This window comes from Tomitella gaofuii, from assembly GCF_014126825.1.
Lineage (GTDB): Bacteria > Actinomycetota > Actinomycetes > Mycobacteriales > Mycobacteriaceae > Tomitella > Tomitella gaofuii.
The window spans coordinates 3,791,610-3,816,501 of the sequence record NZ_CP059900.1 but is presented as its reverse complement, the minus strand read 5'-3'; the positions used below and the strand labels follow the sequence as shown (position 1 = coordinate 3,816,501).

General features: G+C 70.7%; 23 protein-coding genes. 17 read left to right on the top strand and 6 right to left on the bottom strand.

The window, feature by feature from the left end; translation table 11 throughout:
- Positions 1 to 3: 3 nt before the first annotated feature.
- Positions 4 to 3,207 carry a (Fe-S)-binding protein gene (locus H4F70_RS17700; RefSeq protein ID WP_182358165.1) on the bottom strand — a complete coding sequence of 1,068 codons (3,204 nt, stop codon included), beginning with the start codon at positions 3,205 to 3,207 and terminating at the stop codon, positions 4 to 6.
- 490 nt (positions 3,208 to 3,697) lie between these two features.
- On the opposite strand from H4F70_RS17700, the gene H4F70_RS17695 reads away from it, so the two are divergent.
- The 7 genes from H4F70_RS17695 (at position 3,698) to H4F70_RS17665 (ending at position 9,532) form a co-directional block, all read left to right on the top strand.
- Complete coding sequence (locus H4F70_RS17695) at positions 3,698 to 3,970, top strand: hypothetical protein (protein WP_182358164.1); 273 nt, start codon at positions 3,698 to 3,700, stop codon at positions 3,968 to 3,970.
- A gap of 120 nt (positions 3,971 to 4,090) precedes the next feature.
- Positions 4,091 to 4,501, top strand: coding sequence for a hypothetical protein (locus H4F70_RS17690; protein WP_182358163.1), 411 nt, complete (start codon positions 4,091 to 4,093; stop codon positions 4,499 to 4,501).
- 202 nt (positions 4,502 to 4,703) lie between these two features.
- Positions 4,704 to 5,045: a hypothetical protein gene (locus tag H4F70_RS17685; protein ID WP_182358162.1), complete on the top strand. Its 342-nt coding sequence runs from the start codon at positions 4,704 to 4,706 to the stop codon at positions 5,043 to 5,045.
- A gap of 262 nt (positions 5,046 to 5,307) precedes the next feature.
- Positions 5,308 to 7,155, top strand: a complete 1,848-nt coding sequence (gene dnaK, locus H4F70_RS17680) for a molecular chaperone DnaK (RefSeq protein ID WP_182358161.1) — start codon at positions 5,308 to 5,310, stop codon at positions 7,153 to 7,155.
- Positions 7,152 to 7,853, top strand: a complete 702-nt coding sequence (gene grpE, locus H4F70_RS17675; protein ID WP_182358160.1) for a nucleotide exchange factor GrpE — start codon at positions 7,152 to 7,154, stop codon at positions 7,851 to 7,853. The genes dnaK and grpE overlap by 4 nt, the downstream gene beginning before the upstream one ends.
- Positions 7,854 to 7,943: 90 nt before the next feature.
- Positions 7,944 to 9,119, top strand: coding sequence for a molecular chaperone DnaJ (gene dnaJ, locus H4F70_RS17670; RefSeq protein ID WP_182346491.1), 1,176 nt, complete (start codon positions 7,944 to 7,946; stop codon positions 9,117 to 9,119).
- Positions 9,119 to 9,532, top strand: a complete 414-nt coding sequence (locus tag H4F70_RS17665) for a heat shock protein transcriptional repressor HspR (protein WP_182358159.1) — start codon at positions 9,119 to 9,121, stop codon at positions 9,530 to 9,532. Before dnaJ ends, H4F70_RS17665 begins: the two co-directional genes overlap by 1 nt.
- A 102-nt stretch (positions 9,533 to 9,634) precedes the next feature.
- Here the strand turns inward: H4F70_RS17665 and H4F70_RS17660 are convergent, their stop codons facing one another.
- A complete protein-coding gene (locus tag H4F70_RS17660) occupies positions 9,635 to 10,147 on the bottom strand; it encodes a hypothetical protein (protein WP_182358158.1) in 513 nt (170 codons plus the stop codon).
- Between the two features lie 188 nt (positions 10,148 to 10,335).
- Here H4F70_RS17660 and H4F70_RS17655 point away from each other — a divergent pair, with 188 nt between their 5' ends.
- Both H4F70_RS17655 and H4F70_RS17650 read left to right on the top strand, forming a co-directional pair.
- A complete protein-coding gene (locus H4F70_RS17655; RefSeq protein ID WP_268968341.1) occupies positions 10,336 to 10,962 on the top strand; it encodes a response regulator transcription factor in 627 nt (208 codons plus the stop codon).
- A gap of 24 nt (positions 10,963 to 10,986) precedes the next feature.
- Positions 10,987 to 12,180: an ATP-binding protein gene (locus H4F70_RS17650; protein ID WP_308316699.1), complete on the top strand. Its 1,194-nt coding sequence runs from the start codon at positions 10,987 to 10,989 to the stop codon at positions 12,178 to 12,180.
- Between the two features lie 11 nt (positions 12,181 to 12,191).
- Here H4F70_RS17650 and H4F70_RS17645 read toward each other — a convergent pair whose 3' ends face one another.
- Positions 12,192 to 12,620 (bottom strand): ArsI/CadI family heavy metal resistance metalloenzyme, encoded by a 429-nt coding sequence (locus tag H4F70_RS17645; protein WP_182358156.1) that lies wholly within the window; start codon positions 12,618 to 12,620, stop codon positions 12,192 to 12,194.
- 76 nt (positions 12,621 to 12,696) lie between these two features.
- Between H4F70_RS17645 and H4F70_RS17640 the strand changes: the two genes are divergently transcribed.
- From H4F70_RS17640 to H4F70_RS17630, 3 genes are read left to right on the top strand one after another with little or no spacing between them, the layout of a single operon-like run.
- Positions 12,697 to 13,125: an ArsR/SmtB family transcription factor gene (locus H4F70_RS17640; protein WP_182346496.1), complete on the top strand. Its 429-nt coding sequence runs from the start codon at positions 12,697 to 12,699 to the stop codon at positions 13,123 to 13,125.
- A complete protein-coding gene (gene arsB / locus H4F70_RS17635) occupies positions 13,122 to 14,222 on the top strand; it encodes an ACR3 family arsenite efflux transporter (protein ID WP_182358155.1) in 1,101 nt (366 codons plus the stop codon). The genes H4F70_RS17640 and arsB overlap by 4 nt, the downstream gene beginning before the upstream one ends.
- 58 nt (positions 14,223 to 14,280) lie before the next feature.
- Positions 14,281 to 14,715 carry an arsenate reductase ArsC gene (locus H4F70_RS17630; protein ID WP_182358154.1) on the top strand — a complete coding sequence of 145 codons (435 nt, stop codon included), beginning with the start codon at positions 14,281 to 14,283 and terminating at the stop codon, positions 14,713 to 14,715.
- Between the two features lie 36 nt (positions 14,716 to 14,751).
- Here H4F70_RS17630 and H4F70_RS17625 read toward each other — a convergent pair whose 3' ends face one another.
- Together H4F70_RS17625 and H4F70_RS17620 are read right to left on the bottom strand one after the other, a co-directional pair.
- Positions 14,752 to 15,264 (bottom strand): hypothetical protein, encoded by a 513-nt coding sequence (locus H4F70_RS17625; protein ID WP_182358153.1) that lies wholly within the window; start codon positions 15,262 to 15,264, stop codon positions 14,752 to 14,754.
- A gap of 146 nt (positions 15,265 to 15,410) precedes the next feature.
- Positions 15,411 to 16,310, bottom strand: a complete 900-nt coding sequence (locus H4F70_RS17620; protein ID WP_182358152.1) for a LysR family transcriptional regulator — start codon at positions 16,308 to 16,310, stop codon at positions 15,411 to 15,413.
- Positions 16,311 to 16,390: 80 nt separating this feature from the next.
- On the opposite strand from H4F70_RS17620, the gene H4F70_RS17615 reads away from it, so the two are divergent.
- The 3 genes from H4F70_RS17615 to mmsA all read left to right on the top strand — a co-directional run bounded on the left by H4F70_RS17615 (position 16,391) and on the right by mmsA (position 20,315).
- On the top strand, positions 16,391 to 17,350 hold the full coding sequence (locus H4F70_RS17615; protein ID WP_182358151.1) for an NAD(P)-dependent oxidoreductase: 960 nt from the start codon (positions 16,391 to 16,393) through the stop codon (positions 17,348 to 17,350).
- Between the two features lie 29 nt (positions 17,351 to 17,379).
- A complete protein-coding gene (locus H4F70_RS17610; protein ID WP_182360500.1) occupies positions 17,380 to 18,738 on the top strand; it encodes an MFS transporter in 1,359 nt (452 codons plus the stop codon).
- A 101-nt stretch (positions 18,739 to 18,839) separates the two neighbouring features.
- Positions 18,840 to 20,315 (top strand): CoA-acylating methylmalonate-semialdehyde dehydrogenase, encoded by a 1,476-nt coding sequence (gene mmsA, locus H4F70_RS17605; RefSeq protein WP_182358150.1) that lies wholly within the window; start codon positions 18,840 to 18,842, stop codon positions 20,313 to 20,315.
- A gap of 85 nt (positions 20,316 to 20,400) precedes the next feature.
- Here the strand turns inward: mmsA and H4F70_RS17600 are convergent, their stop codons facing one another.
- Positions 20,401 to 21,552 (bottom strand): FAD-binding oxidoreductase, encoded by a 1,152-nt coding sequence (locus tag H4F70_RS17600; protein WP_182358149.1) that lies wholly within the window; start codon positions 21,550 to 21,552, stop codon positions 20,401 to 20,403.
- A gap of 302 nt (positions 21,553 to 21,854) precedes the next feature.
- Here H4F70_RS17600 and H4F70_RS17595 point away from each other — a divergent pair, with 302 nt between their 5' ends.
- Positions 21,855 to 23,399, top strand: coding sequence for an AMP-binding protein (locus H4F70_RS17595; protein WP_235681595.1), 1,545 nt, complete (start codon positions 21,855 to 21,857; stop codon positions 23,397 to 23,399).
- 209 nt (positions 23,400 to 23,608) lie between these two features.
- On the top strand, positions 23,609 to 24,661 hold the full coding sequence (locus H4F70_RS17590) for a LacI family DNA-binding transcriptional regulator (RefSeq protein ID WP_182358147.1): 1,053 nt from the start codon (positions 23,609 to 23,611) through the stop codon (positions 24,659 to 24,661).
- Positions 24,662 to 24,892 lie beyond the last annotated feature (231 nt).

Below are 24,892 nucleotides of genomic sequence, written 5' to 3'. Positions count from 1 at the left end.
GGATCAGCGCTTGCCTGGGGGCTTCGCACCGCCCTGCATGCCGAGGCCCTTCGGCTTGACGCTCAACGTCGGCTTGTCGTCGTCCGACGCTTTCTTCTCCGGCGCCTTCTTCTCTGGCGCCTTCTCCGCCGGGGCATCGTCCGCCGGAGCCTCGGAGGCAGCCCCTTGCGCGGGCGAGTCCTGCGGCGCCGATGCGTCCTGGGCCGGCTTCGGCGCGCCCGTTTTCGGAGCACCCGGCTTCTTCGCGCCCGGGGCCATCGCGCCCCCGGCCAGTCCGAGACCCTTGGGCTTGACGCTCAGTCCCGCAGGCTTGGCCGGTGCGTCGGTGGCCTCCTGCGCCGGCTCCGCGGCTTCGGGTGCCTTCGCAGCCTCGGGGGATTCCGCCTCGGGTGCCGTGGGTGCGCCGGGCTTCTTGGCGCCGGGTGCCTTGGCGCCGCCCGCCATGCCGAGGCCCTTCGCCGCGGGCTTGGGCGTCGCGGGGGCGTCAGTGCCCTCGTCTTCTGCCGCCGCTGCGGGTGCCGTAGGTGCGGCGGGCTTCGGTGCGCCGGGCTTCTTGGCGCCGGGTGCCTTGGCGCCGCCCGCCATGCCCAGGCCCTTCGCCGCGGGCTTGGGCGCTGCGGGCGCCTCGGCGGTGGTGGACTCCGGTGCCGACTCCTCGGCGGGCTTCGGCGCGCCGGGCTTCTTGGCGCCGGGCGCCTTCGCCGCGCCGGCCATGCCGAGGCCCTTCGCCGCGGGCTTGGGGGCCCCGCCGGGAGCGGGCGCCCCGCCGCCGGGCTTCTTGGCGCCGGGCGCCTTGCCGGCGCCGGCCATGCCCAGGCCCTTCACCGCCGGCTTGGGTGCGCCGCCGGACGCGCCGCTGCCCGAGGACCCGTTGCCGCCGGCGGACGGAGCGCTCTCCTTCTTCTCCGGGGCCTCGGCGGGGGCCTCCTTGAGCGCCGTGGCGGTACCGGCGCCGGCCGCGGCGGCCGGCTTCTCACGCACGGGGGAGGTGACGTTGACGGTGGCGCCGCTGCGGCGCACCCCGTCGAGCAGCACCTGCGCCACGTCGACCACCTCGACGCCCTGCGCCTTGTCCTCCTGCGCGGTGACGCCGTCGGCCATCATCACCTTGCAGAACGGGCAGGCCGTGACGACCTTCTTAGGCTGGGTGGTCAGCGCCTCCTCGACACGCTCGATGTTGATGCGCTTGCCGATGTTCTCTTCCATCCACATGCGCGCACCGCCCGCGCCGCAGCACAGGGAACGCTCGGCGTGCCGGGGCATCTCGCTGAGCTTGGCGCTGGAGCCGATGAGCTCGCGCGGCGCGTCGTAGACCTTGTTGTGGCGGCCCAGGAAGCACGGGTCGTGGTAGGTGGTGTTCTCCGGGGACGGATCGGCCACGGGGGTCAGGCGCTTGTCGCGCACCAGACGGTTGAGCAGCTGCGTGTGGTGCACCACCTCGTACTCGCCGCCCAGCTCCGGGTACTCGTTGGTGAGCGTGTTGAAGCAGTGCGCGCAGGTGGAGACGATCTTGCGCTTCTTCCGCGGCAGGCCGTCGAACACCTCGTTGAGCGTGTCGACGTTCTGCATGGCCAGCTGCTGGAAGATCAGCTCGTTGCCGGCGCGGCGGGCCGGATCGCCGGTGCAGGTCTCGCCGTCGCCGAGCACCATGAACTTCACCGCGGCGATGTTGAGCAGCTCGGCCACCGCCTTGGTGGTCTTCTTGGCGCGGTCCTCGTAGGCGCCGGCGCAGCCCACCCAGAACAGGTACTCGAAGTCGTCGAACGAGTCGACATCCTTGCCGTAGACGGGCACGTCGAACTCCAGCTCGGAGATCCAGCCCATCCGGTCCTTGGCGTTCTGGCCCCAGGGGTTGCCCTTGTTCTCGAGGTTCTTGAACAGCCCGGCCAGCTCGGACGGGAACTCCGACTCGATGAGCACCTGGTAGCGGCGCATGTCCACGATGTGGTCGACGTGCTCGATGTCCACGGGGCACTGCTCGACGCAGGCGCCGCAGTTCGTGCACGCCCACAGCGCTTCCATGTCGAAGACCGGCTGCGGCTCGCCCTCGGCGTAGGAGCCGACGAGGGGACGCTCGGCCTCGGCGCGGGCGGATTCCGGGATCTTCGCCAGCGCGGCGTCGTCGGCGTTGCCGTCCGCGTCCACCAGGCCGATCTCGTCGCCGCCCATGTCCTTGCTGCCGCCGGCGAGCAGGTACGGGGCCTTGGCGTACCCGTGGTCGCGCAGCGACATGACCATGAGCTTGGGGCTCAGCGGCTTGCCGGTGTTCCACGCGGGGCACTGGCTCTGGCAGCGGCCGCACTCGGTGCAGGTGGTGAAGTCCAGCCAGCCCTTCCACGAGAAGTCCTCGACCTTGCCGGCGCCGAACGCGTCGACCTCGGGGTCGGCCTCCTCGAGCTCGAGCACCTGGCCGCCGGACATCATCGGCTTGACGGCGCCCAGGGCGTTCCTGCCGTCGTCCTCGCGCTTGAAGTAGATGTTGAAGAACGCGGCGAACCGGTGCCAGGCGACGCCCCAGGTGACGAAGTACCCGACGACGGCCAGCCAGATCATGCCGGAGAGCAGCTTGACCACGGCCGCCCAGCTGACGGCGGTCTCGTCGATGCCGGTGAACAGCTGCGCGAAGTAGTGGGTGAAGAACGACGTCCAGATGGGCGGGTTCTCGCCGCCGCTGGCGATCTTGAACGTCTTGACGAAGATCATGCCCAGGCCCTCGATGAGCACGACCCACTCGACGAAGTAGGCGGCCTTGAAGTCCGAGCCGGTGAACCGGGACAGCCGTGAGGGCACCCGGGGGTGGTTGATCTGGCGGATCACCATGAGTACGAGTACGCCGATGACGGTGCCCAGGCCCAGGACCTCGCTCCACAGCTGCCAGATGTTCCAGGAGCCGAACACGGGCCAGTGGAAGTGCGGGTCGAAGGACTCGCCGTAGGCTTCGAACCACAGCAGCGCCCCGCCGAGGAAGCCGATCATCACGAACCAGTGGGCGATGCCGACGGTGCGGTTCTTGAGCATCTTGGTGTGCGCCAGGAACTCGACGATCACCGTCTTGATGCGCGGAACGACCGGCGTGTTGCGGGTGCGGTCCGGCTGGCCGAGCGCGATGGTCTTGACCATGCGCCACACGCCGGACGCGAACATCACCCAGCACGCGAGGCTGATCAGCGACGCGACGGTGCCCAGCGTGATGGTCAGGGCGTTCATACGGGTCCCTTCTTCGGGGCGGTCATGTGGGGCGGTGGGCTCGACGCGGCAGTCCCGGGTACCCGGCGTCCTGCCCGCGGTCGCCGCCCGCCGGCCTCGCGCAGGATGATACCTGCTGCGGGCACCGACTTGTTACCGGCTGGTAACCTTATGCGCCCCCTGTGCAGGGCAGGGGTCGCCCATGCTCGGAACCTACACCGGCCGTCCGTCGTCCGGCGGGGTCAGGGTAGGCAAATCCCCCGGGGCCGGGACTGTGCGCGGGGGCACTGGCGCGGCCGCGCGCAGTCGCGGTTGACTGCCGTATCGGTCCTGGCTGTCGTACGTTCGGTGCAATCCGCCGCGAGGATTTCATCGTGTTATGTGTATTGGGATACACTTATCCGGTACTTGTACGGGTCACTCTCGCTGGCATCGCGTCCGTGCGGGGTGGTGTGAGCAGTTCCGTCGTCGCAGTCGGGGTGCGGCCACGGACGATGAGGAGTCGTTGCATATGAAGATGATGCGATATGTCGCCGCTCCGGTGGCCGCCGTGACGATCGCCGTGTCCGGTGCGGGCGTGGCGTCGGCCGCGACGCCGGGCGATATCGCCCAGGGCATCAACCTGGGTCAGAGTGTGGCGCAGTACCCCGGGAGCGTGGCGAACATGCTCCTCGGCAAGCCATACGGGGGTGCCGCCGCGACGATCATCGGCCTGCTCGGCGGTTCCATCGGGCTGGGGCTCGCGCTGGCGCCGGGAGTGGAGTTGCCGACGATGCCGTTCTGACCGCTCGCGGTTGTGACGGTGGCGTGCCCGCTGGGTGCGCGATGACCGCTCCGCGGACGGCCCGTGGAATCGCGGCCGCAACGGCCGCGCAGTATTGCCGAATCGTTTGGGAGGAAGACCATGAACCGTAGTCGTTACCTGGTGGCGCCGCTGGCCGCTGCCGCCCTGGTGGCAGGAACCGGGGTCGGCGTGGCCGGCGTCGCGAACGCGGCCCCCGCGCCGGGCTCGATCGAGATGCCGGCGATGCCCGCCCCGCCGGCGGTGCCCGCGCCGCAGGACCTCAACATGGATGCGTTCCTGAAGCAGCTCGGCATCAACACCACGATCGGTGGGTTCGTCGGCACTGCACTGGGCGCGAGTTTGGGCTGTGCCGTCGGATCTGCAGGTGCAGGTCCGGTCGGTTGCGTTACTGGCGGCACTGCATTTGGCCTCGCCGCAGGCGCCGGCGCCGGCGGCGTGGTCGGCACCATCCTCGGCGGCTTGGGTGCCATCCCGGAGCTCTTCGCCCCGGAGGCCCCGGCCGAGGGCTGACGCAGCCGCGCATAATGCCCGCGGCCGGTGCGTCGATCGCGCAGCCGACCTGGGTCCCCGTATGGCCCGGCCCTGTTCGCAGGGCCGGGCCATACGCGTATCCGAGGCCGGGGCGAGCCCCTGCCGGGGGCGTGGGCATCAGTTCCGGCCGACTTGCGATGGCCAAGCAGTACGCACTGAAACCGACCTCGGGAGAAAACGCATGACACGCAATCGCTGGATCGCCTCGGTGGCTGCGGCCGCCGTGCTGACCGGCGGCATCGGGCTCGGTACGGCAGGAACCGCTGTCGCGGCGCCCGCCGGGCCGCCGGCCGCCGAAGCCCCGCCGACGTGGATCCTGATGCCCAGCACCGGCGACCCGAACCTGGACGCGCTCCTCGGCGAGTATGGCGTCGCCACCGACCCCGGCGCGGACCCCGTCGCCGCGGGGGCCACCTGGGGATGCGTCGTTGGCTCCGCCGCCACGCTCGTGACGACCTTCGGCCTCGCGTCGCTCGAGGGGTGTGCGATCGGCGCGGGAGTGGGCGCGGCCTCCGCCTCGTAGAGCGGCCTTCGCCCACCGCCGCCCTCGCCCAGGGAATGCGGCGCCTCCCGGCTGCCGCGCGGTGATGTGCGCCGCATAGGCTCATGGCGGGAATGATCCTCCGGGGGCGTCCGTTATGCCGGATGACAAACCTGAGCGAGTGAGACTCAATCGAACTTGACGTCACGTAGCGCCTGATGCAATCTTGAGTGCGAAGTGCTCAATCCAGGCCGGGCATGCGCAGGGTTTGATCACGACCACCGTCAACATCAGGAGGAACATCATGGCTCGTGCGGTCGGTATCGACCTCGGGACCACCAACTCGGTCGTCTCCGTTCTGGAGGGTGGCGAGCCCGTCGTCGTCGCCAACGCCGAGGGCTCGCGGACGACCCCGTCCGTCGTCGCCTTCGCCAAGAACGGTGAGGTGCTCGTCGGGCAGCCGGCGAAGAACCAGGCCGTCACCAACGTCGATCGCACCGTGCGTTCGGTCAAGCGCCACATCGGCACCGACTGGAACGTCGCCATCGACGACAAGAAGTACACCTCCCAGGAGATCAGCGCCCGCACGCTGATGAAGCTCAAGCGTGACGCGGAGGCCTACCTGGGCGAGGACATCACGGACGCGGTCATCACCGTGCCCGCCTACTTCGAGGACAGTCAGCGCCAGGCCACCAAGGAGGCCGGGCAGATCGCGGGCCTGAACGTCCTGCGCATCGTCAACGAGCCCACCGCGGCGGCCCTCGCCTACGGTCTCGACAAGGGCGAGAAGGAACAGACCATCCTGGTCTTCGACCTCGGCGGCGGCACCTTCGACGTCTCGCTGCTGGAGATCGGCGACGGCGTGGTCGAGGTGCGCGCCACCTCGGGCGACAACGAGCTCGGCGGCGACGACTGGGACCAGCGCATCGTCGACTGGCTCGTGGACAAGTTCAAGTCGGCCAACGGCATCGACCTGACCAAGGACAAGATGGCCCTGCAGCGCCTGCGTGAGGCGGCGGAGAAGGCCAAGATCGAGCTGTCCAGCTCGCAGACCACCTCCATCAACCTGCCCTACATCACTGTGGACGCGGACAAGAACCCGCTGTTCCTCGACGAGCAGCTCAGCCGTAGCGAGTTCCAGCGGATCACCTCCGACCTGCTCGACCGCACGCGCAAGCCGTTCCAGGCCGTCATCAAGGACGCCGGCATCGCCGTGGGCGACATCGACCACGTCGTGCTGGTGGGCGGTTCCACCCGCATGCCCGCGGTGACGGAGCTGGTCAAGGAGATGACCGGCGGCCAGGACCCCAACAAGGGCGTCAACCCGGACGAGGTCGTCGCCGTGGGTGCCGCGCTGCAGGCCGGCGTCCTCAAGGGCGAGGTCAAGGACGTCCTGCTGCTCGACGTGACCCCGCTGTCGCTGGGCATCGAGACCAAGGGCGGCGTGATGACCAAGCTCATCGAGCGCAACACCACGATCCCCACCAAGCGGTCGGAGACCTTCACGACGGCGGATGACAACCAGCCGTCGGTGCAGATCCAGGTGTTCCAGGGCGAGCGCGAGATCGCCACGCACAACAAGCTGCTCGGGTCGTTCGAGCTGACCGGCATCCCGCCGGCGCCGCGCGGCGTGCCGCAGATCGAGGTCACCTTCGACATCGACGCCAACGGCATCGTGCACGTCACGGCCAAGGACAAGGGCACCGGCAAGGAGAACACGATCAAGATCCAGGACGGTTCCGGCCTGTCCCAGGAGGAGATCGACCGGATGGTCAAGGACGCCGAGGCGCACGCGGAGGAGGACAAGCAGCGTCGCGAGGAGGCGGACGTCCGCAACCAGGCGGAGTCGCTGGTCTACCAGACCGAGAAGTTCATCAAGGACAACGAGGACAAGGTCCCGGCGGACGTCAAGGAGAAGGTGGAGGGGTCCATCCAGGGCGCCAAGGACGCGCTGGCGGGCACCGACATCGCCGCCGTCAAGTCCGCGATCGAGCAGCTCAACACCGATTCGCAGGCGCTCGGCCAGGCCATCTACGACGCGCAGGCCGCTGAGGACGGCGCGTCCGCCGAGGGCGGCTCCTCCGACGGTCAGGACGACGTCGTCGACGCCGAGGTCGTCGACGACGCCGGGAACGATCAGGAGAAGAAGTGACACAGGCGCCGCAGGGCGACGGCGGGCGCGCCACGTCCGACGAGCGCGAGGAGCCCGTCGTCGTGACCGACAACCGCAAGGTCGACCCTGAGACCGGGCAGGCCCGCACCCCCGACTCGGCCGCGCAGGCCGAGTCGGGGCCGGGGGCCGACGGCGAGGCCGTGGACCTCGATCCCGAGGCCGCAGTGGTGGACGGCGGGCTCGACGGTGCGGCGCTGCAGGTGGCAGAGCTGACCAACGACCTGCAGCGGCTGCACGCCGAGTACGCCAACTACCGCAAGCGTGAGCAGCGCGAGCGGCAGGCGGCCGTCGCCCAGGCGAAGGCCTCGGTGATCGGCGAGCTCCTGGACCTCCTCGACGACCTGGACCGGGCGCGCGACCACGGCGACCTCGATTCCGGCCCGCTGAAGGCGCTCGGCGACAAGCTCGTCGGCACGCTCACGGGGCTCGGCCTCGAGGGGTTCGGCGCCGTGGGCGACGCGTTCGATCCGGAAATGCACGAGGCGGTGCAGCACACGGGTGGCGACGACCACCCGGTGCTCGACACGGTGCTGCGCCGCGGATACCGCGTGGGCGACCGGGTGCTGCGCACGGCAATGGTCATCGTCGGCGACGCTCCCGCCGACGCGGCCGGCGGCGACGGCGGCCCGTCCGCCGGGCCGGCGGACACTGCACCGGGTGCACCGCCCGCGCAGTGAACGGAAAGCACGACATTCAGTAAGCGCAGTGACCACACTGAGAAGTGACCTGCGGTCACGTGAGCACGACAAGAAGGGAGGTGGCGCCCGGTGACGCAGCGCGAGTGGGTGGAGCGAGACTTCTATGCCGACCTGGGCGTCACGTCCACCGCGACGGCCGACGAGATCAAGAAGGCCTACCGTAAGCTGGCGCGTGAGCTGCACCCCGACGCCAACCCCGGCGACGAGGCGGCGGAGGAGCGCTTCAAACGGGTCAGCGAGGCCTACACGGTCCTCGCGGACGCGGACAAGCGCAAGGAGTACGACGAGGCCCGTCGTATCTTCAGTGCCGGCGGGGGTTTCAGCCCCGGCGGCGGATCCCGCACCGGCGGACGCACCGGCGGGTTCAGCCCCGGCGGTTTCTCGACGGCCGACTTCGACCTGGGCGACCTGTTCGGCCAGGCCACGGGCGGCGGCGATGCCGGCGACATCTTCGGCGGACTGTTCAACCGCGGCACCCGGCCCTCGCGCCCCAGCCGCGGCAACGACATCGAAACCGAGATGACGATCGACTTCCGCGAGGCCGCGCGGGGGTCGGTGCTGCCGATCCGGCTCACCAGCCCCAGCCCGTGCACCACCTGCCACGGCAGCGGTGCACGACCGGGCACCAGCCCCAAGGTGTGCGCGCGGTGCAACGGCTCGGGCGTGGTCAGCCGCAACCAGGGCCACTTCGGGTTCAGCGAGCCGTGCGTGGACTGCCGCGGCACGGGCTCGATCGTGGACAGCCCGTGCACCGACTGCAGCGGAACCGGCGTCACCACGCGGGAGCGCACCATCAGCGTGCGGGTGCCGTCGGGTGTCAAGGACGGGCAGCGGATCCGGCTGGCCGGCCAGGGGCAGGCGGGCATGCGGGGGGCGCCCTCGGGCGACCTCTACGTGACCGTGCACGTGCGGCCCGACCGCGTTTTCGGCCGCGACGGCGACAACCTCACCGTCACCGCGCCGGTGACGTTCGGCGAACTCGCGCTGGGCACCACGCTGCACGTGCCCACGCTGGACAGCAAGGTGGGCGTGAAGGTCCCGGCCGGCACCAAGGACGGTCGCACGCTGCGCGTGCGCGGCCGCGGGGTGCCCAAGCGGTCCGGCGGGGCGGGCGACCTGCTCGTCACCGTGCGCGTCGCGGTGCCGAACCAGCTCGACAGCGCCGCCAAGGACGCACTCGAGACCTACATCAAGGCCGAGAAGGAGAGCGGATTCGATCCGCGCGCGGACTGGGCCGGTGCGTGATGACGGGGCGTGACCCGGGCGGGCGCAGGCGCGGCAGGGTGGAGGCGGCGTTGTTCGGCATCTCGGTGGCAGCCGAGATGGCGGGCATGCACGCGCAGACCCTGCGCACCTACGACCGCCTGGGGCTGGTGACCCCCGCCCGCACCAGCGGCGGCGGGCGCCGGTACTCCGATCACGACGTGGAGCTGCTGCGCGAGGTGCAGCGCCTCTCGCAGGACGAGGGCGTCAACCTGGCCGGCATCAAGCGCATCATCGAGCTCACCGGCCAGGTGGCCGCGCTCGAGGCCCGCGTCGAGGAGCTCACGGCGGAGACGGCGCGGCTCCGGACGCGCACGGCCACGGCCGGGCGCGAGTTGGTGCCGTTCGAGCCGGGCAATGCGGTGGTCGTGTGGCGTCCGCGGACCGGACGGTGACGGCGGCTCAGGCGGCGGCCGAGGCGACGCCCGCCCGGATCTGACCGAACGCACGACGGATCCCCGTCACCCTGAGGGTGGCGGGGATCCGTCCTGTGCGCGTCAGCCGTTGTCGGTGACGTGGAAGCTGAACTCCGCGTTGGGGTAGCCGGCGTCGATCGTGTTCGCGGTGCCGACGCCCACGTGCGCCTGAGTGCCCACGGTGTTGAGGTTCCCCTGGTAGTCGTTGGCGTGCAGCGTGACGCCCCGGTGCGACACCCCGTTGGACAGGTCGTAGTCCAGGTTCACCGCCACGCCGTGGTTGCCGTTGCTCAACACGGTGATGTCCTCGGTGGAGTGCGGGCGGATCGCCTGCCACGGCGCGTCGCTGAACGTCCCGTCCTGCACGGTGCCGCCCTGGTAGTACAGGGTGTCGCCGGTCTCGTTGGTGATGTGCACCGTGATGGACGCGTCGTCGTCCGGGGTGGTGGGGCCGGCGAGCGAGCCGAGCGACCCCGTGACGGGGGCGGCGGAGGCGCCGGTGGCGAGGGCGGTGGCGATGACCCCGGCGCCGGTGACGAGGGCGCCTGCGGCGAGGACGGAGGCGACGACGGGGGTGGTGAAACGGACGCGCATGATCGATTCTCCGGACTGTGTCGGTGGTGGTCTGCCGGTGTGCTCCGGCGATGCATCCACTATCCGGCGCGCGGGCCGGGAAGTATGTCCCGCGCGGGGAGGGTGCGCGGGGGGAATACGCGTGTCCACCGACAGGGGGACACGCGAAAGCCCTGTGCGCGTCGGTGCAGGGTGGAACACTTCAAGGCGTGGAAGTGCGCGTAGTGGTGGGCGACGATCACCCGATGTTCCGCGAGGGCGTGGTGCGGGCGCTGACCGCCGCCGACGGCATCACGGTGGTGGCGGAGGCCGACGACGGCACCGCGGCCCTGGACGCGATCCGGGAGCACCGCCCGCAGGTGGCGCTGCTGGACTACCGGATGCCCGCGCTCGACGGCGCCGCCGTGGCGGCGGCCGTCACGGCGGAGAAGCTGCCGACGCGGGTGCTGATCCTCTCCGGCCACGACGAGTCCGCCATCGTCTACAGCGCGCTCGAGGACGGGGCGTCGGGTTTTCTGCCCAAGGAGTCGTCGCGCGCCGAGATCGTGCTGGCCGTCCGCCACTGCGCGAAGGGCCGCGACGTCCTGCCGCCGGAACTGGCCGCCGGACTGGTCTCCGAGGTGCGGCGCCGCAAGGAGGGGCCGGCGCTGAGCGACCGCGAGGCGGAGGTGCTCGACGGCATCGCGCAGGGCAAATCGGTGCCGACGATCGCCGGAGAGCTGTTCCTGGCGCCGTCCACGGTGAAGACGCACGTGCAGCGACTGTACGAGAAGCTCGGCGTCACCGACAGGGCCGCCGCGGTGGCCGAGGCGATGCGCAGGGGGATCCTGCGGTGACGCCGAGCGGGTGAGCATGTGAGCGTGCGCGACGACGCCGTCCGCGACCATTCGGTGGAGGTGCTGCGGGTCACGGCCCTGCTGCGGGTGCCGCTGCTGCTGATCATGGTCATGGTGGGCACCGCCGTGCCCGTGGAGCATTGGCTGCCGGGCCTGTACTGGTGGTTGCTGGCGTTCTGGGTGCTCGTCGCGGTCTGGTGGCTGTGGCTGGTGTGGCGGGGGCGCGTGGCGCGCTGGGCCGTCGGGGCGTCCACGGCGGTCGACATCGTGGGACTGGTGTCGCTGTGCGCGGCGTCCGGCGGGGCGACGTCGGTGCTGGTGCCGGTGTTCTTCGTGCTGCCGGTGGCGGCCGCGTTCCTGCACGGCCCGCGTATCACCGCGGCGCTCGGCGTGCTGACCGTGGTCGGATTCGTGCTGGTGTGGGTCTTCTACGCGGTGCGCGACGACACCGTCGACCTCCCGGACGTCGCCTTCCTCTACGCCGCGTTCCTGGCATGGCTGGCGGCGGCGATGACGGCGCTGTCCGCGGTGCTCGAGCGGCGCTCCGCGGCGGTGATGGAGCTGCTCACCGCACGGCGGCAGCTGGTGGCGGAGGCGCTGCGGGTGGAGGAGCGCGAACGGCAGCGGTTGGCGGAGCACCTGCACGACGGGCCCCTGCAGAACGTCCTGGCGGCGCGGATGGACGTGGAGGAGGCGGCCGAGCGTCATCCCGATCCCGCCCTCGACGGTGCCGAGTCGATCCTGCGCGACACCGCCGGCCAGCTGCGCGCCACCGTGACCACGCTGAACCCGCAGGTGCTCGAGCACCTGGGGCTGGCGGCCGCGCTGCGCGAGCTGGTGGACCAGAGCGCACGCCGCGGCGGGTTCGCGGCCCGGGTGGAGATCGACGGGGTGGGCAGGCCGGCCGAGCAGGCGCTGTTGTATTCGACTGCGCGGGAGCTGTTGGCGAACGTGGTCAAGCATGCGGCGGCGGATCGGGTGACGGTGTCGCTGGCGAAGTCGGGGCGGTTCATGGAGATGACGGTGGCCGACGACGGCGCGGGCTTCGATCGTGCCGTCCTGCCCGGGCGCATCGCCGAGGGGCACATCGGGCTGGCGTCGCATGCGCTGCGCATCGAGTCCGTCGGCGGCACCTGGGAGATGGACTCCGCGCCCGGCCGGGGCACGACGACGGTGGTGCGCGTGCCCCGCGCCGGGCGCGGAGTCATTGCGGGCTGATGCCGGCGGGGTCAGTCCTCGCTGCCCGATGAACAGCAAGCGCCGCTGAGCGCGGGGGAGTCGCCCATCGCGTCCGCGTCGCTCTTGACGACGTAGACCTCCCAGGGCTCGGCGCCGGGGCCATGGACCCAGACCTTGTCCTGCACCGCGTAGCAGCACGTGGTGTCGTTCTCCTCGAAGGTCGCCAGGCCGGCGTCGGTGAACCGTGTGGTGGCGGCGGTGACCGCGTCGGCGGATTCCACCTCGACGCCCAGGTGGTCCAGCCGCGTGGACTGGCCGGCCTCGCCCTCGATGAGGACGAGCTTGAGCGGCGGCTCCACGATCGCGAAGTTGGCGTAGCCGGGGCGTCGCTTGGCGGGCGCCACGCCGAACAGGGCGGAATAGAACGCGATCGAGCCTTCCAGGTCGGCGACGTTGAGCGCGAGCTGCACACGGGACATGGTGTCCTCCGATTCGTGATTCGATGGCTGTCGATGCAAGATTGCACCTTGAATCGAAACCTGTCAACATAGAGCTATGTCGAATCAAGTGGACGTGCGTGGGGACGCGGGCGGGTGCTGCGGCGGATTGCTCGTCGCGCCGGTGGGGGCCGACGAGGCCGTCGAACTGTCGCGGGTGTTCAAGGCGCTGGGCGACCCGGTACGCCTGCGCCTGCTGTCGATGATCGCCTCGCGTGACGGCGGCGAGGTGTGCGTATGCGACCTGACGCCGGCCTTCGACCTGACGCAGCCGACGATCTCGCACCACCTCAAGCAGCTGCGGCAGGCCGGGCTGATCGGCTCGGAGCGCCGGGGGACCTGGGTGTACTACTGGCTGCTTCCGGAAGCGACCGACCGGCTCGCCACCCTGTTCACCCGGCCCGTCGGGCCGGCGGACAGCGCCGAGCCGGCCGGTGCACAATCGCCCCGTGCACAGGCGGCCGACGCGACGGCGGTGCCGGCATGAGCGTGGACACCTCCGCGCCCGCACCGCAGCACGCGCAGAAGCTGTCGTTCCTCGACCGGTTCCTGCCGGTGTGGATCGGACTGGCCATGGCGGCCGGGCTGGGGCTCGGCGCCGTCTTCGAGGGGCTGGACACCACGCTCGACGCCGTGCAGGTCGACGGGGTGTCGGTGCCGATCGCCCTGGGCCTCCTGATCATGATGTACCCGGTGCTGGCGAAGGTGCGCTACGACCGCGTGGGCGCGATCGCCGGCGACCGCAGGCTCATGATCAGCTCCCTACTGCTCAACTGGGTCGTCGGGCCGGCGGTGATGTTCACCCTGGCGTGGACGCTGCTTCCGGACCTGCCCGAATACCGCACCGGCCTCATCATCGTCGGACTGGCGCGGTGCATCGCCATGGTGGTCGTCTGGAACGACCTGGCCTGCGGCGACCGGGAGGCCACGGCCGTGCTGGTGGCGATCAACTCGGTGTTCCAGGTGATCATGTTCGCCGTCCTCGGCTGGTTCTACCTGTCCGTGCTGCCGGGCTGGCTGGGGCTCGAGCAGACGAGCATCGACGCGTCGCCCTGGCAGATCGCCAAATCGGTGCTGATCTTCCTGGGAATCCCGCTGGTCGCCGGCTTCCTCACCCGCCGCCTGGGCGAGCGGGCCAAGGGGCGTCAGTGGTACGAGGAGACGTTCCTGCCGCGGATCGGCCCGTGGGCGCTGTACGGGCTGCTGTTCACGATCGTGATCCTGTTCGCGATGCAGGGCGAACAGATCACCTCCCGTCCGCTCGACGTGGTGCGCATCGCGCTGCCGCTGCTGCTGTACTTCGCGATCATGTGGGGCGCCGGCTTCGGCACCGGCGCGGCGCTGGGCCTGGGTTACAAGCGGACCGTCGCGATGGCGATGACCGCCGCGGGCAACAACTTCGAGCTGGCCATCGCCGTGGCGATCGGCACCTTCGGCGTGGCCTCCGGGCAGGCGCTGGCGGGCGTGGTCGGCCCGCTGATCGAGGTTCCGATCCTCGTCGGGCTGGCCTACCTGTCGTTGCGGCTGCGCAGGCGCTTCGCGTCGGAACGGGTGGCGGAGGAGTCGTCAGCGCCGCCGGCGTGACATCGCGTGCCGGACGCGCCGCGGTCCGCACTTCCATCGTGTCCTCGAAAGGAACCCCATGCCCTCCATGCCCAGCGTGCTGTTCGTGTGCGTGCACAACGCCGGACGGTCGCAGATGGCGGCCGCCTACCTCTCCGCGCTCGCCGGGGACCGGATCGAGGTCCGCTCGGCCGGCACCGCGCCCGCCGACGCGGTGAACCCGGCCGCGGTCGAGGCCATGGCGGAGGTGGGCATCGACATCGCGAGCCGCAGCCCGCGGATACTCACCGCGGACGCCGTCGAAACGTCGACCGTCGTCATCACCATGGGATGCGGGGACACGTGCCCGGTGTTCCCGGGGATCAGCTACCGCGACTGGGCGCTCGACGACCCGGCCGGCCGCGGAATCGAGGCCGTGCGGCCCATCCGCGACCGGATCCGGGAGAAGGTCGAGGCGCTGATCGACGAACTTGCACCGGGCACGCCCCGCGCGGCGCCCGCCGACGCCGGCTGAACGGCCGACGCCGGCCGGCCTGCGCACCCGGAATGGTCAGCTCACCGCGAAGATGTACCGCGCATCGGGCGAACCGTGCACGAAGTGCGGGTCCAGGCGCACGCCCGGGCTCGCGGCGGATCCGTCGGTGTTCGTCTGCGCGTGGTAGTTGTTCACCGCGATCGTCACATCGCCGACGTTCCCCCACCAGGCGGACAGGTGGTAGTCGAGGTACACGCCCACGCCGGGGCCGGCGTCGCTCGCCACGCGCACGGTCTGCGACGTGTGCGGGGCGATGGTGTGCGAGGGGCCGTCGACCCAGTGCCCGTCGGGGGCGTGGCCGCCGGTGAAGTACATCGTCGCGTCGGTGTTGTTGGTGACCACCGTGGTGATCGTCGCCTCGGCCGGCGCGGGCTGCACGCACAGCGAACCATCGGGCGTGATGCACAGCGACCCCACCGGGATCGCGGGCGGCGGCGTGGCGGAGGCCCCCGTGGCGGCCGAGACGCCGATGGCGGCGGCGGCAGTGACCGTGAGGATTCCTGCGGAGATCGCGCTGCGGATATTCATGATGACTCCTATTGCGGGACTGTGTGTTTCGTCTGCATCGCCGGTGTGATCCGGCGATGCACCCACAGTCCCTCGAAATCAGAGCCGGGTCTGTCCCGTGGCGGGAGGATCCGGCGGGGGAATGCGCGGTTCCACCGAATGGGGGATCACGCCACCTGAGGAACCAGTTCGGCGCTGTGCTCGGCGACGAGGGCGCGGATGGCCTGGAGAACCGGCGTCGCTGCGGGACGTCGCAGGCGTCGCGGCGCCAGGCACACCGAGAACGCGAGCGTGAACGACACCTGCGGCCATAGCACGCGGCGCAGCTCCGGTTCCTTCTCCGCCATGAACGCGGGCAGCAGTCCGATCCCCCCGCCGGCGAGCGTGGCGGCGAGCTGGGCGTGGACACTGGTGGATCCGACGCGGACGCGGTGCTTGTGCACCAGGTGTTCGAGCACGTCGAGGTCCTGGACCCGCAGCAGCGACTCGACGTAGTAGATCAGCGAATGGTCGGCGAGGTCGTCGACGTCGCCGGGCATGCCCCGCTCGGCCAGGTAGTCCACATGCGCGTACAGGCCCAGCGCGTAGTCGGTCAGCTTCTCCGCTCCGGGTCTGCTGGCGACGGGGTCGCCCACCCCGATCTCGATGTCCCACCCGGTGTTGTAGGGCGTCAGGCGGGTGGAGGTGACGATCTCCACGGTCAGCTCGGGATTCTCCCGGTGCAGGCGGGCCAGCAGCGGGGCGACGAAGTAGCTGCCGAACGCGTATGTGGTGGCGATGCGGACGAGCCCGGACAGCGCCCTGTCCTGTGGCCCGGCCGCGGCCAGGGCGGAGACCTCCGTCAGCGCGGACTCGATCTTCTCGCACGACTCGAGGAGCCGGTAGCCCAGTTCGGTCGGTTCGCAGCCCTTGACGTTCCGGACGAGAACGGGGGCGCGGAGTTCGGCCTCGAGCGCGGAGACGCGCCGCGACACCGTCGCGTGGTTGAGCTCCAGCGCCGAGGCCGCGCCCACGAGCGAACCACATCGTGCGATTTCGAGCAGGACGACGAGATCATCAGCACGCATAAGGAAACTCCTGCCAGGACCGCTGTGCATATGTGCACACCAACTCTACCGATCTGGCTATTTTCGCTGTGACGCAGGTCATGCACTCTGGAGGCATCGCCGGTACGGGACACGCCGGTCGGAGGCGAAGGAGACGCGCAATGAGAATCGGATGGATCGGGCTGGGGCACATGGGTGCACCGATGGCTCGGAACCTGCATGCCGCCGGATTCGACGTGATCGGGTTCGACCTGTCGGAATCGGCACGCGACGACGCCGGGATCCCCGTGGCCGCCTCGGCCGTGGACGCCGCACGCGACGCGGACGTCCTCGTCACGATGCTGCCGGCCGGAGCGCACGTCCGTGCGGTGCTGGCGGAGTCGGGCGCGCTGGAGGCGAGCCGCCCCGGCTCGCTGGTCGTCGACTCGTCCACGATCGCCGTCGCCGACACCCGCGCCGCCTCGGATATCGTCGCCGCCGCCGGCCGGACGTTCGTCGACGCCCCGGTGTCCGGCGGGACCGCCGGCGCCCGGAACGCGACGCTGACCTTCATGGTCGGCGGGGCCGACGACGCGGTCGCGGCCGCCGGCCCACTGTTCGGCGCGATGGGCGCGCGCACGTTCCACGCCGGCCCGGTGGGCGCGGGACAGTCGGTGAAGCTGCTCAACAACCTCATGCTCGCGGTCAACATGCAGAGCACCTGCGAGGCCGCGGTGCTCGCGGGCACGCTGGGGGTGGACCCCGCCGCGCTGGTGGAGATCGCCGCCACCTGCACCGGTGACAGCTGGGTGCTGCGCAACTACTATCCGGTCGACGGAGTGGTGGAGTCCGCACCGTCCAGTCGGGGCTTCCGCGACGGCTTCGCGGCGCAGCTCATGCACAAGGACCTCGGCCTCGCCCTCGACGCGGCCGACGAGGCGGGCCTGGAGCTGCCGGCGGTGCGCCTGGTCCGCAGCCGTCTCGACGAGCTCATGGCCGGAGGCGACGGCGGGCTCGACTTCTCCGCCGTGGTGGGGCTGCTCGGCGCACGGCCGGCGATGGCGACGGCGGGCGCGCTGTGAGCGCCCCGACGCTGCCGACGGACTCCGGCATGCCCGGCCCGGACGGCACAGCGCCACGCTCTTCGTTGCCGAAGGGCTTCCGCCGCGTCGTCGCCGCCTCGATGGCCGGCACCGTCGTCGAGTGGTACGAGTTCTTCCTGTACGGCATGGCGGCGGCGCTGGTGTTCGGCGACGTGTTCTTCCACTCGTCCGGCAACAAGCTCGACGGGGTCATCGCCGCGCTGCTCACCTATGCGATCGGATTCGTCGCGCGCCCCATCGGCGGGGTGATCTTCGGGCACTACGGCGACAAGCTGGGCCGCAAGCGTCTGCTGCAGATCTCGTTGCTGATGATCGGCGTCTCGACGTTCCTCATCGGCGCCATTCCGAGCTACGCGGCCATCGGTATCGCCGCACCGCTGCTCCTGGTGGTCATGCGCTTCATCCAGGGCATCGCCATCGGCGGCGAATGGGGCGGCGCGGTGCTGCTCGTCGCCGAGCACAGTCCGGACGACCGCCGCGGCTTCTGGTCCAGCTTCCCGCAGTTCGGAGCGCCCGTCGGCAACATCGTCGCCACCGTCGCCCTCCTGATCCTGTCCGCGTCGATGCCCGAGGACCAGTTCCTCTCGTGGGGCTGGCGCATCGCGTTCTTCCTGTCCGCGGTGATCGTGCTCATCGGCTGGTTCATCCGCACCCGGGTGGAGGAGTCGGACGTCTACAAGCAGGCCGCCCAGAACACCGAGCAGGTCGCCAGCACGTGGGCCGCCGTGCGCCGCGTGTGCAAGGCCTACCCGCGGCAGGTCGCCACCGCCATGGGCGCCCGGGTGGTGGAGAACATCCTCTACTACATCGTGGTGACGTTCTCGCTGACGTACCTGAGCGTGCGGCTGGGGCTCGAAACGTCGACGATCCTGCTGCTGATGCTCATCTCGCACGCCGTGCACGCGGTGATGATCCTCGTGTTCGGCTGGTTGTCCGACGTGGCCGGCCGCAAGACCGTCTACGGAGTGGGCGCGGCGCTGGCGACCGTGTACGCGTTCGTCGCCTTCCCGCTGATGGACACGCGCAGCGATGTGCTGATCCTCGGAGCCATCACCCTTGGGCTCATCATCCACGCCATCATGTACGCGCCGCAGCCGGCGCTGATGGCGGAGATGTTCCCCACCCACATGCGCTACATCGGCGTATCGCTGGGGGCGCAGGTCACGGCGATCTTCGCGGGGTCGTTGGCGCCGGTGATCGCCACCTGGCTGCTGCGCACCTACAACAGCTGGATCCCCGTCGCCGCCTACATGGCGCTCGCGGGCGTGATCTCGATGATCGCCGTGGCCTTCATGAAGGAGACGCGCGGATCGTCGCTGGCCGACCTCGACGCCGAGTACAACGCCCGCGCCGAAGCGCCGGCCTGACGCGCGGTCGCCCCGCGGAACACCCCTCAACCCACCGAACCCGCTGTACCCCGGCCGCGCGCACCGCGTGCGGTCCGGAACCCGACGAAAGGCAATGACCCATGCGCACCATCACCCACTGGATCAACGGCACAGCCGTGGACGGCACCGGCGCGGTCGAGGTGGAGAACCCGGCCACCGACAGCGCGGTCGCCACGGCTCCCATGGCGGACGCCGCCACGATCGACACGGCCGTCTCCTCCGGACTCAAGGCGTTCGAAGGCTGGTCGCAGACCCCGCAGTCGCGCCGGGTGCACGTGCTGTTCAAGGCGCGCGACCTGCTGCTGGAGCACCGCGACGAGCTCGCCGCGCTCATCTCCGAAGAGCACGGCAAGACCCTCGACGACGCCGCCGGCGAGGTGACCCGCGCCGTCGACTCGATCGAGCTGGCCTGCGGCGGACCGGCGCAGCTGCGGGGCGCCACGTCGCTGCAAACGGGCCCCAGCATCGACACCAAGTCCGTCCTGCACCCGCTCGGCGTGTGCGTGGGCATCACGCCGTTCAACTTCCCGGCGATGATGGGCCTGATGATGATGTCGGTGGCGCTGGCCGCGGGCAACACGTTCGTGTGGAAGCCCAGCGAGCAGGACCCGGGCGTGTGCGTGCGCATCGCCGAGCTGTTTTCGCAGGCCGGGCTCCCGGACGGCGTGCTCAACGTGGTGCACGGCGGCGTCGAGGCCTCGCAGCGGCTCATCGATTCGCCGGACACCGAGGCGGTGTCGTTCGTCGGCTCTTCCGACGTGGCCCAGGTCATCTACGAGCGGGCCGCCGCCGCGGGCAAGCGCGTGCAGGCCTTCGGCGGGGCGAAGAACCACCTTGTCGTCATGCCCGACGCCGACCTCGAGGTGACCGCCGACCAGCTCACCGCCGCGGCCTTCGGCGCGGCCGGGCAGCGGTGCATGGCCATCTCCGTCGCGGTCGTGGTGGGGCCGACGGCCGAGCCGCTGCTGGAACGTCTCGCCGAGCGTGCGCGGAACGTCGTCGTCGGCGCGGGATCGGAAACCGGAGTCGAGGTGGGGCCGGTGGTGAGCCGCCGCTCGCAGCAGCGGGTGCAGCAGGTGGTGCGCGACGCGGTGGCCGCCGGTGCGCGGGCCGTCGTCGACAGGTCGGCCGAGACGGTCCCCGGCTACGAGAGCGGGTACTTCGTGGGGCCGACGCTCCTGACCGACGTCGACGTGACCTCGCCGGTGTACACGCAGGAGCTGTTCGCCCCGGTGCTGGTGGTGCTGCGGGTGGACACGCTCGACGAGGCGCTGGAGCTGATCCGCAGCCACCGCTACGGCAACGGTGCGTCGATCTTCACGCAGAACGGGGCCGCGGCCAACGAGTTCGAGCGGCGCGTCACCGCGGGCATGGTCGGCGTCAACGTCGCGATCCCGGTGCCCGTCGCCGCCTACGCGGTGCAGGGCTGGAAGGCGTCGGCGTTCGGCGACACGGGGCTGAACAACGCGTCCTGGAGCTTCTACACGCGGCCCAAGTACGTCACGTCGCGCTGGGAGAGCGTGCGGGGCCAGGACTTCGGGTTCAACCCCAACTGACGGACGGCCGGTCGGGCCCTGTGCGCGGAACCTCCCGCGCGCGGGGCCCGATCGCGTGCGCACCGGGGGGTGCAGACCGGATCCGTCAGTACGGGTCGAAGGCGATGTTCTCGCGGGGCGTGCCCGCCGCCAGGAGCCGGCCCACGGTGGCCTCGACCATCTTCGGTGAACCGCACACCAGCACGCGCCGGTCCGACCACGCCCCGTACGACGTGACGACGTCGGCGAGCGTGCCCGTCTGCCGCGAGTGCATGCCCGGCTCGTATCGGCTGTCGGTGTCCGTCAACCACCAGGGGTCCTCGGTCTCCTCCGACACCGGCACCACCGTCAGCCACGGGTTCGTGATGGACAGCCGCCACAGCGTGGGCATCTCGGTGAGGTCCCCCGGATGCCGCGCACCGTAGAACAGGTGCACCCGCGGGTTGTCGCCGAAGCGGGCCATGTCCACGATCATCGACCGCATGGGGGCCACGCCGGAGCCGCCCGCGACCATGAGCACGTCGCAGCCCGCATCGCGGTCCACCTGCATCGCCCCGTGGGCCGCGCCGAGCCGCCACCGGTCGCCCACCCGCGTGCCCGCCACCACCGGGCCGCTCACGTCGCCGCCGGGGACGGTGCGGACGAGGAACTCCACCTGGCCGCCGGGGTTGGGCGGGATGGTGGGGGAGAAGTAGCGCCAGCCGCCCAGCGTGGTGCGCACGCTCAGGTACTGGCCGGCGCGGTAGGGGACGGGCGCGTCGGCCTGCAGGCGGATGACGGCCTGATCGCGCGTGGCCCGGATGTGCTCGACCACCGTCGCCTCGACGAAGGCCGGCCCCGGGGCCTGGGCGGCGCCCGCGTTCATCAGCTCGGTGGTGGCGCGCACCAGGAGCAGCAGGAGCTTGTCGATCTCGGGGGTGCGCCGGTGGCCGAGGCGCTGCGAGACGACCATCGCCATCGACTTGCGGAAGGCCGAGTAGTCCTCAGCGGTGGCCCCGAACTTGCGGTGATCCCGCCCCAACTGGCCGAGGAACGCCATCATGGCGGGCTCCGCGGCGGGGTCCTCGATCGAGCGCACCACATACACGAGGACATCCATGAACACGGCGCGGTGCCCGACCATGTTCGCCGGGAACATGGCGCGGGCGGCGGGCCGGTAGGCGAAGAAGCGCGCGAATATCTCCGCGCTGAGTGTATCGGAGTCTTCATGCAGGAACGCCAGGAATTGTTGTCGTGGGGACGGTTCCGCTGTGGACATGCGACCCCTTTCCCTGTCGGCACCGCGGCCGCGCCCATCCGGCCGGCACCCGCTGCTTCCGCTGCGGTTACAGCGTACTGAACCGGTGGAAGGTGCGGCGTCGCGGCGGGTGGCGGGCGTCATGCGGCGCCTGTCGGGGGTGCCCCCGGAACCGGCACTGGAACATGTGTCAATTATGGCGATAGTGTCGGGTGGATCACGACGAAAGTGGAGGGACGATGAGCGACACCCTGACGACGGACTCCGCGGGCGCCCCGGGGCCGGCCGGCGCGGCGGGGGCGGCGGACCCCGCTCTGCACCGCATGCAGTACATGCCCGACCTGCTGATCCGCGCCCTCGACCGCAACCAGGACAAGCCGGCGTTGTACCTGGGCGACGTGGTGCTCACCGCGGGCGAGGTGCGCGACCAGATCAGCTGCTTCATCCAGGCACTCGCATCGCTGGGCGTCGGCAAGGGCACGAAGGCGTCGATGCTGTCGAAGAACCGGCCCGAGGTCCTCATCTCGATGGGCTCGACCATCATCGCCGGGTGCCGCAACACCGCGCTGAGCCCCACCGTGGAACTCGACGCGCACCGCTACATCATCGACGACGCGCAGATCGAGATGCTCGTCTTCGACCCCCGCCACTACGAGGAGCGCGCGGCGCAACTCCGCGACGCGTGCCCCACTCTGACGACGCTGCTGTCGCTGGGGCCGTCCGAGGTGGGCACGGACATCCTGGCGCTGGCCGCCACGTTCGAACCGAAGCCGCTGGTGGCGGCGGATGTGGACGGCGAGGACGCGTCGTCGATGGTGTACACCGGCGGCACCACCGGCAAGCCGAAGGGCGTCGTCAACACCTTCCGGTCCGGCGTGACGCTGCCGCAGATCCAGATGTCGGAGTGGCAGTTGCCCGACGACATGCGCTTTCTGGTGTGCACGCCGCTCTCGCATGCCGGCGCCGCGTTCTTCCTGCCCACTCTCCTGCGCGGTGGTGCCCTGGTGGTGCTCGAGCAGTTCTCGCCGGGCGCGGTGCTGGAGGCGATCGAGAAGTACCGGATCACCTCCACCATGCTGGTGCCGACGATGATCTACATGCTGCTCGACCACCCCGACATCGACACCCGCGACCTGTCGAGCCTGCAGACCGTGTTCTACGGGGCCTCCGCGATGTCGCCGTCCCGGCTGCGGGAGGGCATGGCCAAGTTGGGGCCGGTGTTCTTCCAGTTCTACGGCCAGTCCGAGTGCGGCATGACGATCGCCGTGATGCGCCGGGAAGAACACCTGCCGGAGGACCCGGCGCGGCTCGCCTCCTGCGGGCGGCCGGTGCCGTGGCTGGACGTGCGCCTGCTCGACGACGACCTGAACGAGGTCGAGCGCGGGCAGCTGGGCGAGATCTGCGTGCGCGGCCCGCTGGTCATGCGCGGGTACTGGAACAAGCCGGAGCAGACCGAGGAGGCGTTGCGCGGCGGGTGGCTGCACACCGGCGACGTCGCGCGCATGGACCAGGCCGGATTCATGACCATCGTCGACCGCAAGAAGGACATGATCGTCACCGGCGGATTCAATGTGTTCCCGCGCGAGATCGAGGACGTCATCTCCGCGGACCCGGCGGTCGCCGGCGTCGCCGTGGTGGGCGTGCCCGACGAGAAGTGGGGCGAGGCGGTCAAGGCGTGCGTCGTCCCCCGGGAGGGGCGCACCGTCGACGCGGACGTGCTGATCGCGCGGGTCAAGGAGGCCCTGGGGTCGGTGCACTCGCCCAAGACGGTCGACGTCATCGACGCGATCCCGGTGACGGGGCTGGGCAAGCCGGACAAGAAGGCGCTGCGGGCGCGGTACTGGGAGGGCGCCGAGCGGATGGTGTGAGGGCGCGCCTCCGAAGCGGGGTTACTCAGCGGTATGGGTACGTCTGGGGGCGCGAATGTACCCGGAGTGCTGGAACCGTGCGCGGCGCGGCGGACCGGCGTGCGCGGGAATGCGCGCGGGGACGCCGCGCCGCTGCGGTAGCTTGGGGATCCGGACGGGGAGCGGGCCGGGCTGCGAGACGCGGCCGGAGATCGGGGCAGGAGGACCGGGTGGCGAGGCAGCCGCGGCATTCGACGCTGCACACCATTGCGGAGGAGACCGGCGTCTCGGCCTCGACGGTGTCGCGGGTCCTCAACGCGGAGAGCGCCTCCGCGGCGCGACGGTGGGCATCGCACCAGACGATCGAACGGGTGCGCAAGGCGGCGGACCGGCACGCGTACACCCCCAACCCGCAGGCGGTGGGTCTGCGCACCCAGCGCTCGAACTTCGTGGGCATGGTGGTCCCGCGGATGCAGGACTATGTTCTCGCGACCATCCACGAGGGCGTCGACGAGGCTGCGGTTGCGCATGGGTACACAACCCTGGCCGCGAACTCGCTCGACCAGCGTGAACGACAGCAGAAGGCTGTCGAGTTGCTGGCGGCGCGCCGGGTCGAGGGGCTGATCTTCGGCGACGCCTTCTTCGACGGCGAGTTCCTTCGCGAGGTGCATGCCCGGGGGCTCAAGTTCGTGCTGGTCTCGCGGCGTAGCCCGGGTTTCCCCTCCGTGACCTGCGACGACGAGCTGGGAGGGCGGCTGGCCGGTCGCCACCTGGCCAAGCTGGGCTGCCGCCGCGTCGCCGTGCTGGCCGGCCAGCCCTACGCCTCGACCGGCATCGACCGCACTGCCGGGCTCGTCGCCGCGCTGGCGGAAGCGGGAGTCGCGGTGCCGGATGAACGGATCATCCACGGACCGTTCGATGCCCGGGGCGGGCGCGCCGCGGCCGAAGAGCTGCTGGCGCAGGGGCCGCCGTATCCCGACGCCATCTTCGCGACCAACGATTTCGCCGCGATCGGCGCCATGGGAGCGCTGCGGGATCACGGGTTGCGCGCGCCGGACGACATCGTCCTCATCGGCTACAACGACACGACGCTGGCCGCAGAGTTGCCGGTGCCGCTCACCTCGGTGCACTCGCCGATGCACCGGATGGGGTCGGAGGGGTTCGCGATGCTGCTCGGGGTCCTCGACGGTGAGGACCCCGAGCCTGTCGAGCTGGAGCCGACGTTGATCGTGCGCGAGTCCTCCGCGGGTCGTGGAGCAGGAGCGCAGGGGTCGTCGGCCTGAGGCGCGGGCCCGGGGCTTCGGCGGCGGCGTGGTCCTCGGAGAGCGACCCCCGTTGACTTGTGACGGCACTCACCGCTACTCTCTCATCCATCGTTACCCAAACGTTTGTGTAAGATTCGTGCCGACGCCCGGAGCGCCCCCGACGCACCGTGCGTCGATGGCTTCCGCTTGAGGCGGTGCACGTGGAGACGTTTGCGTAACGCCATCCACACAAACCTTTGTGTGCCGAGC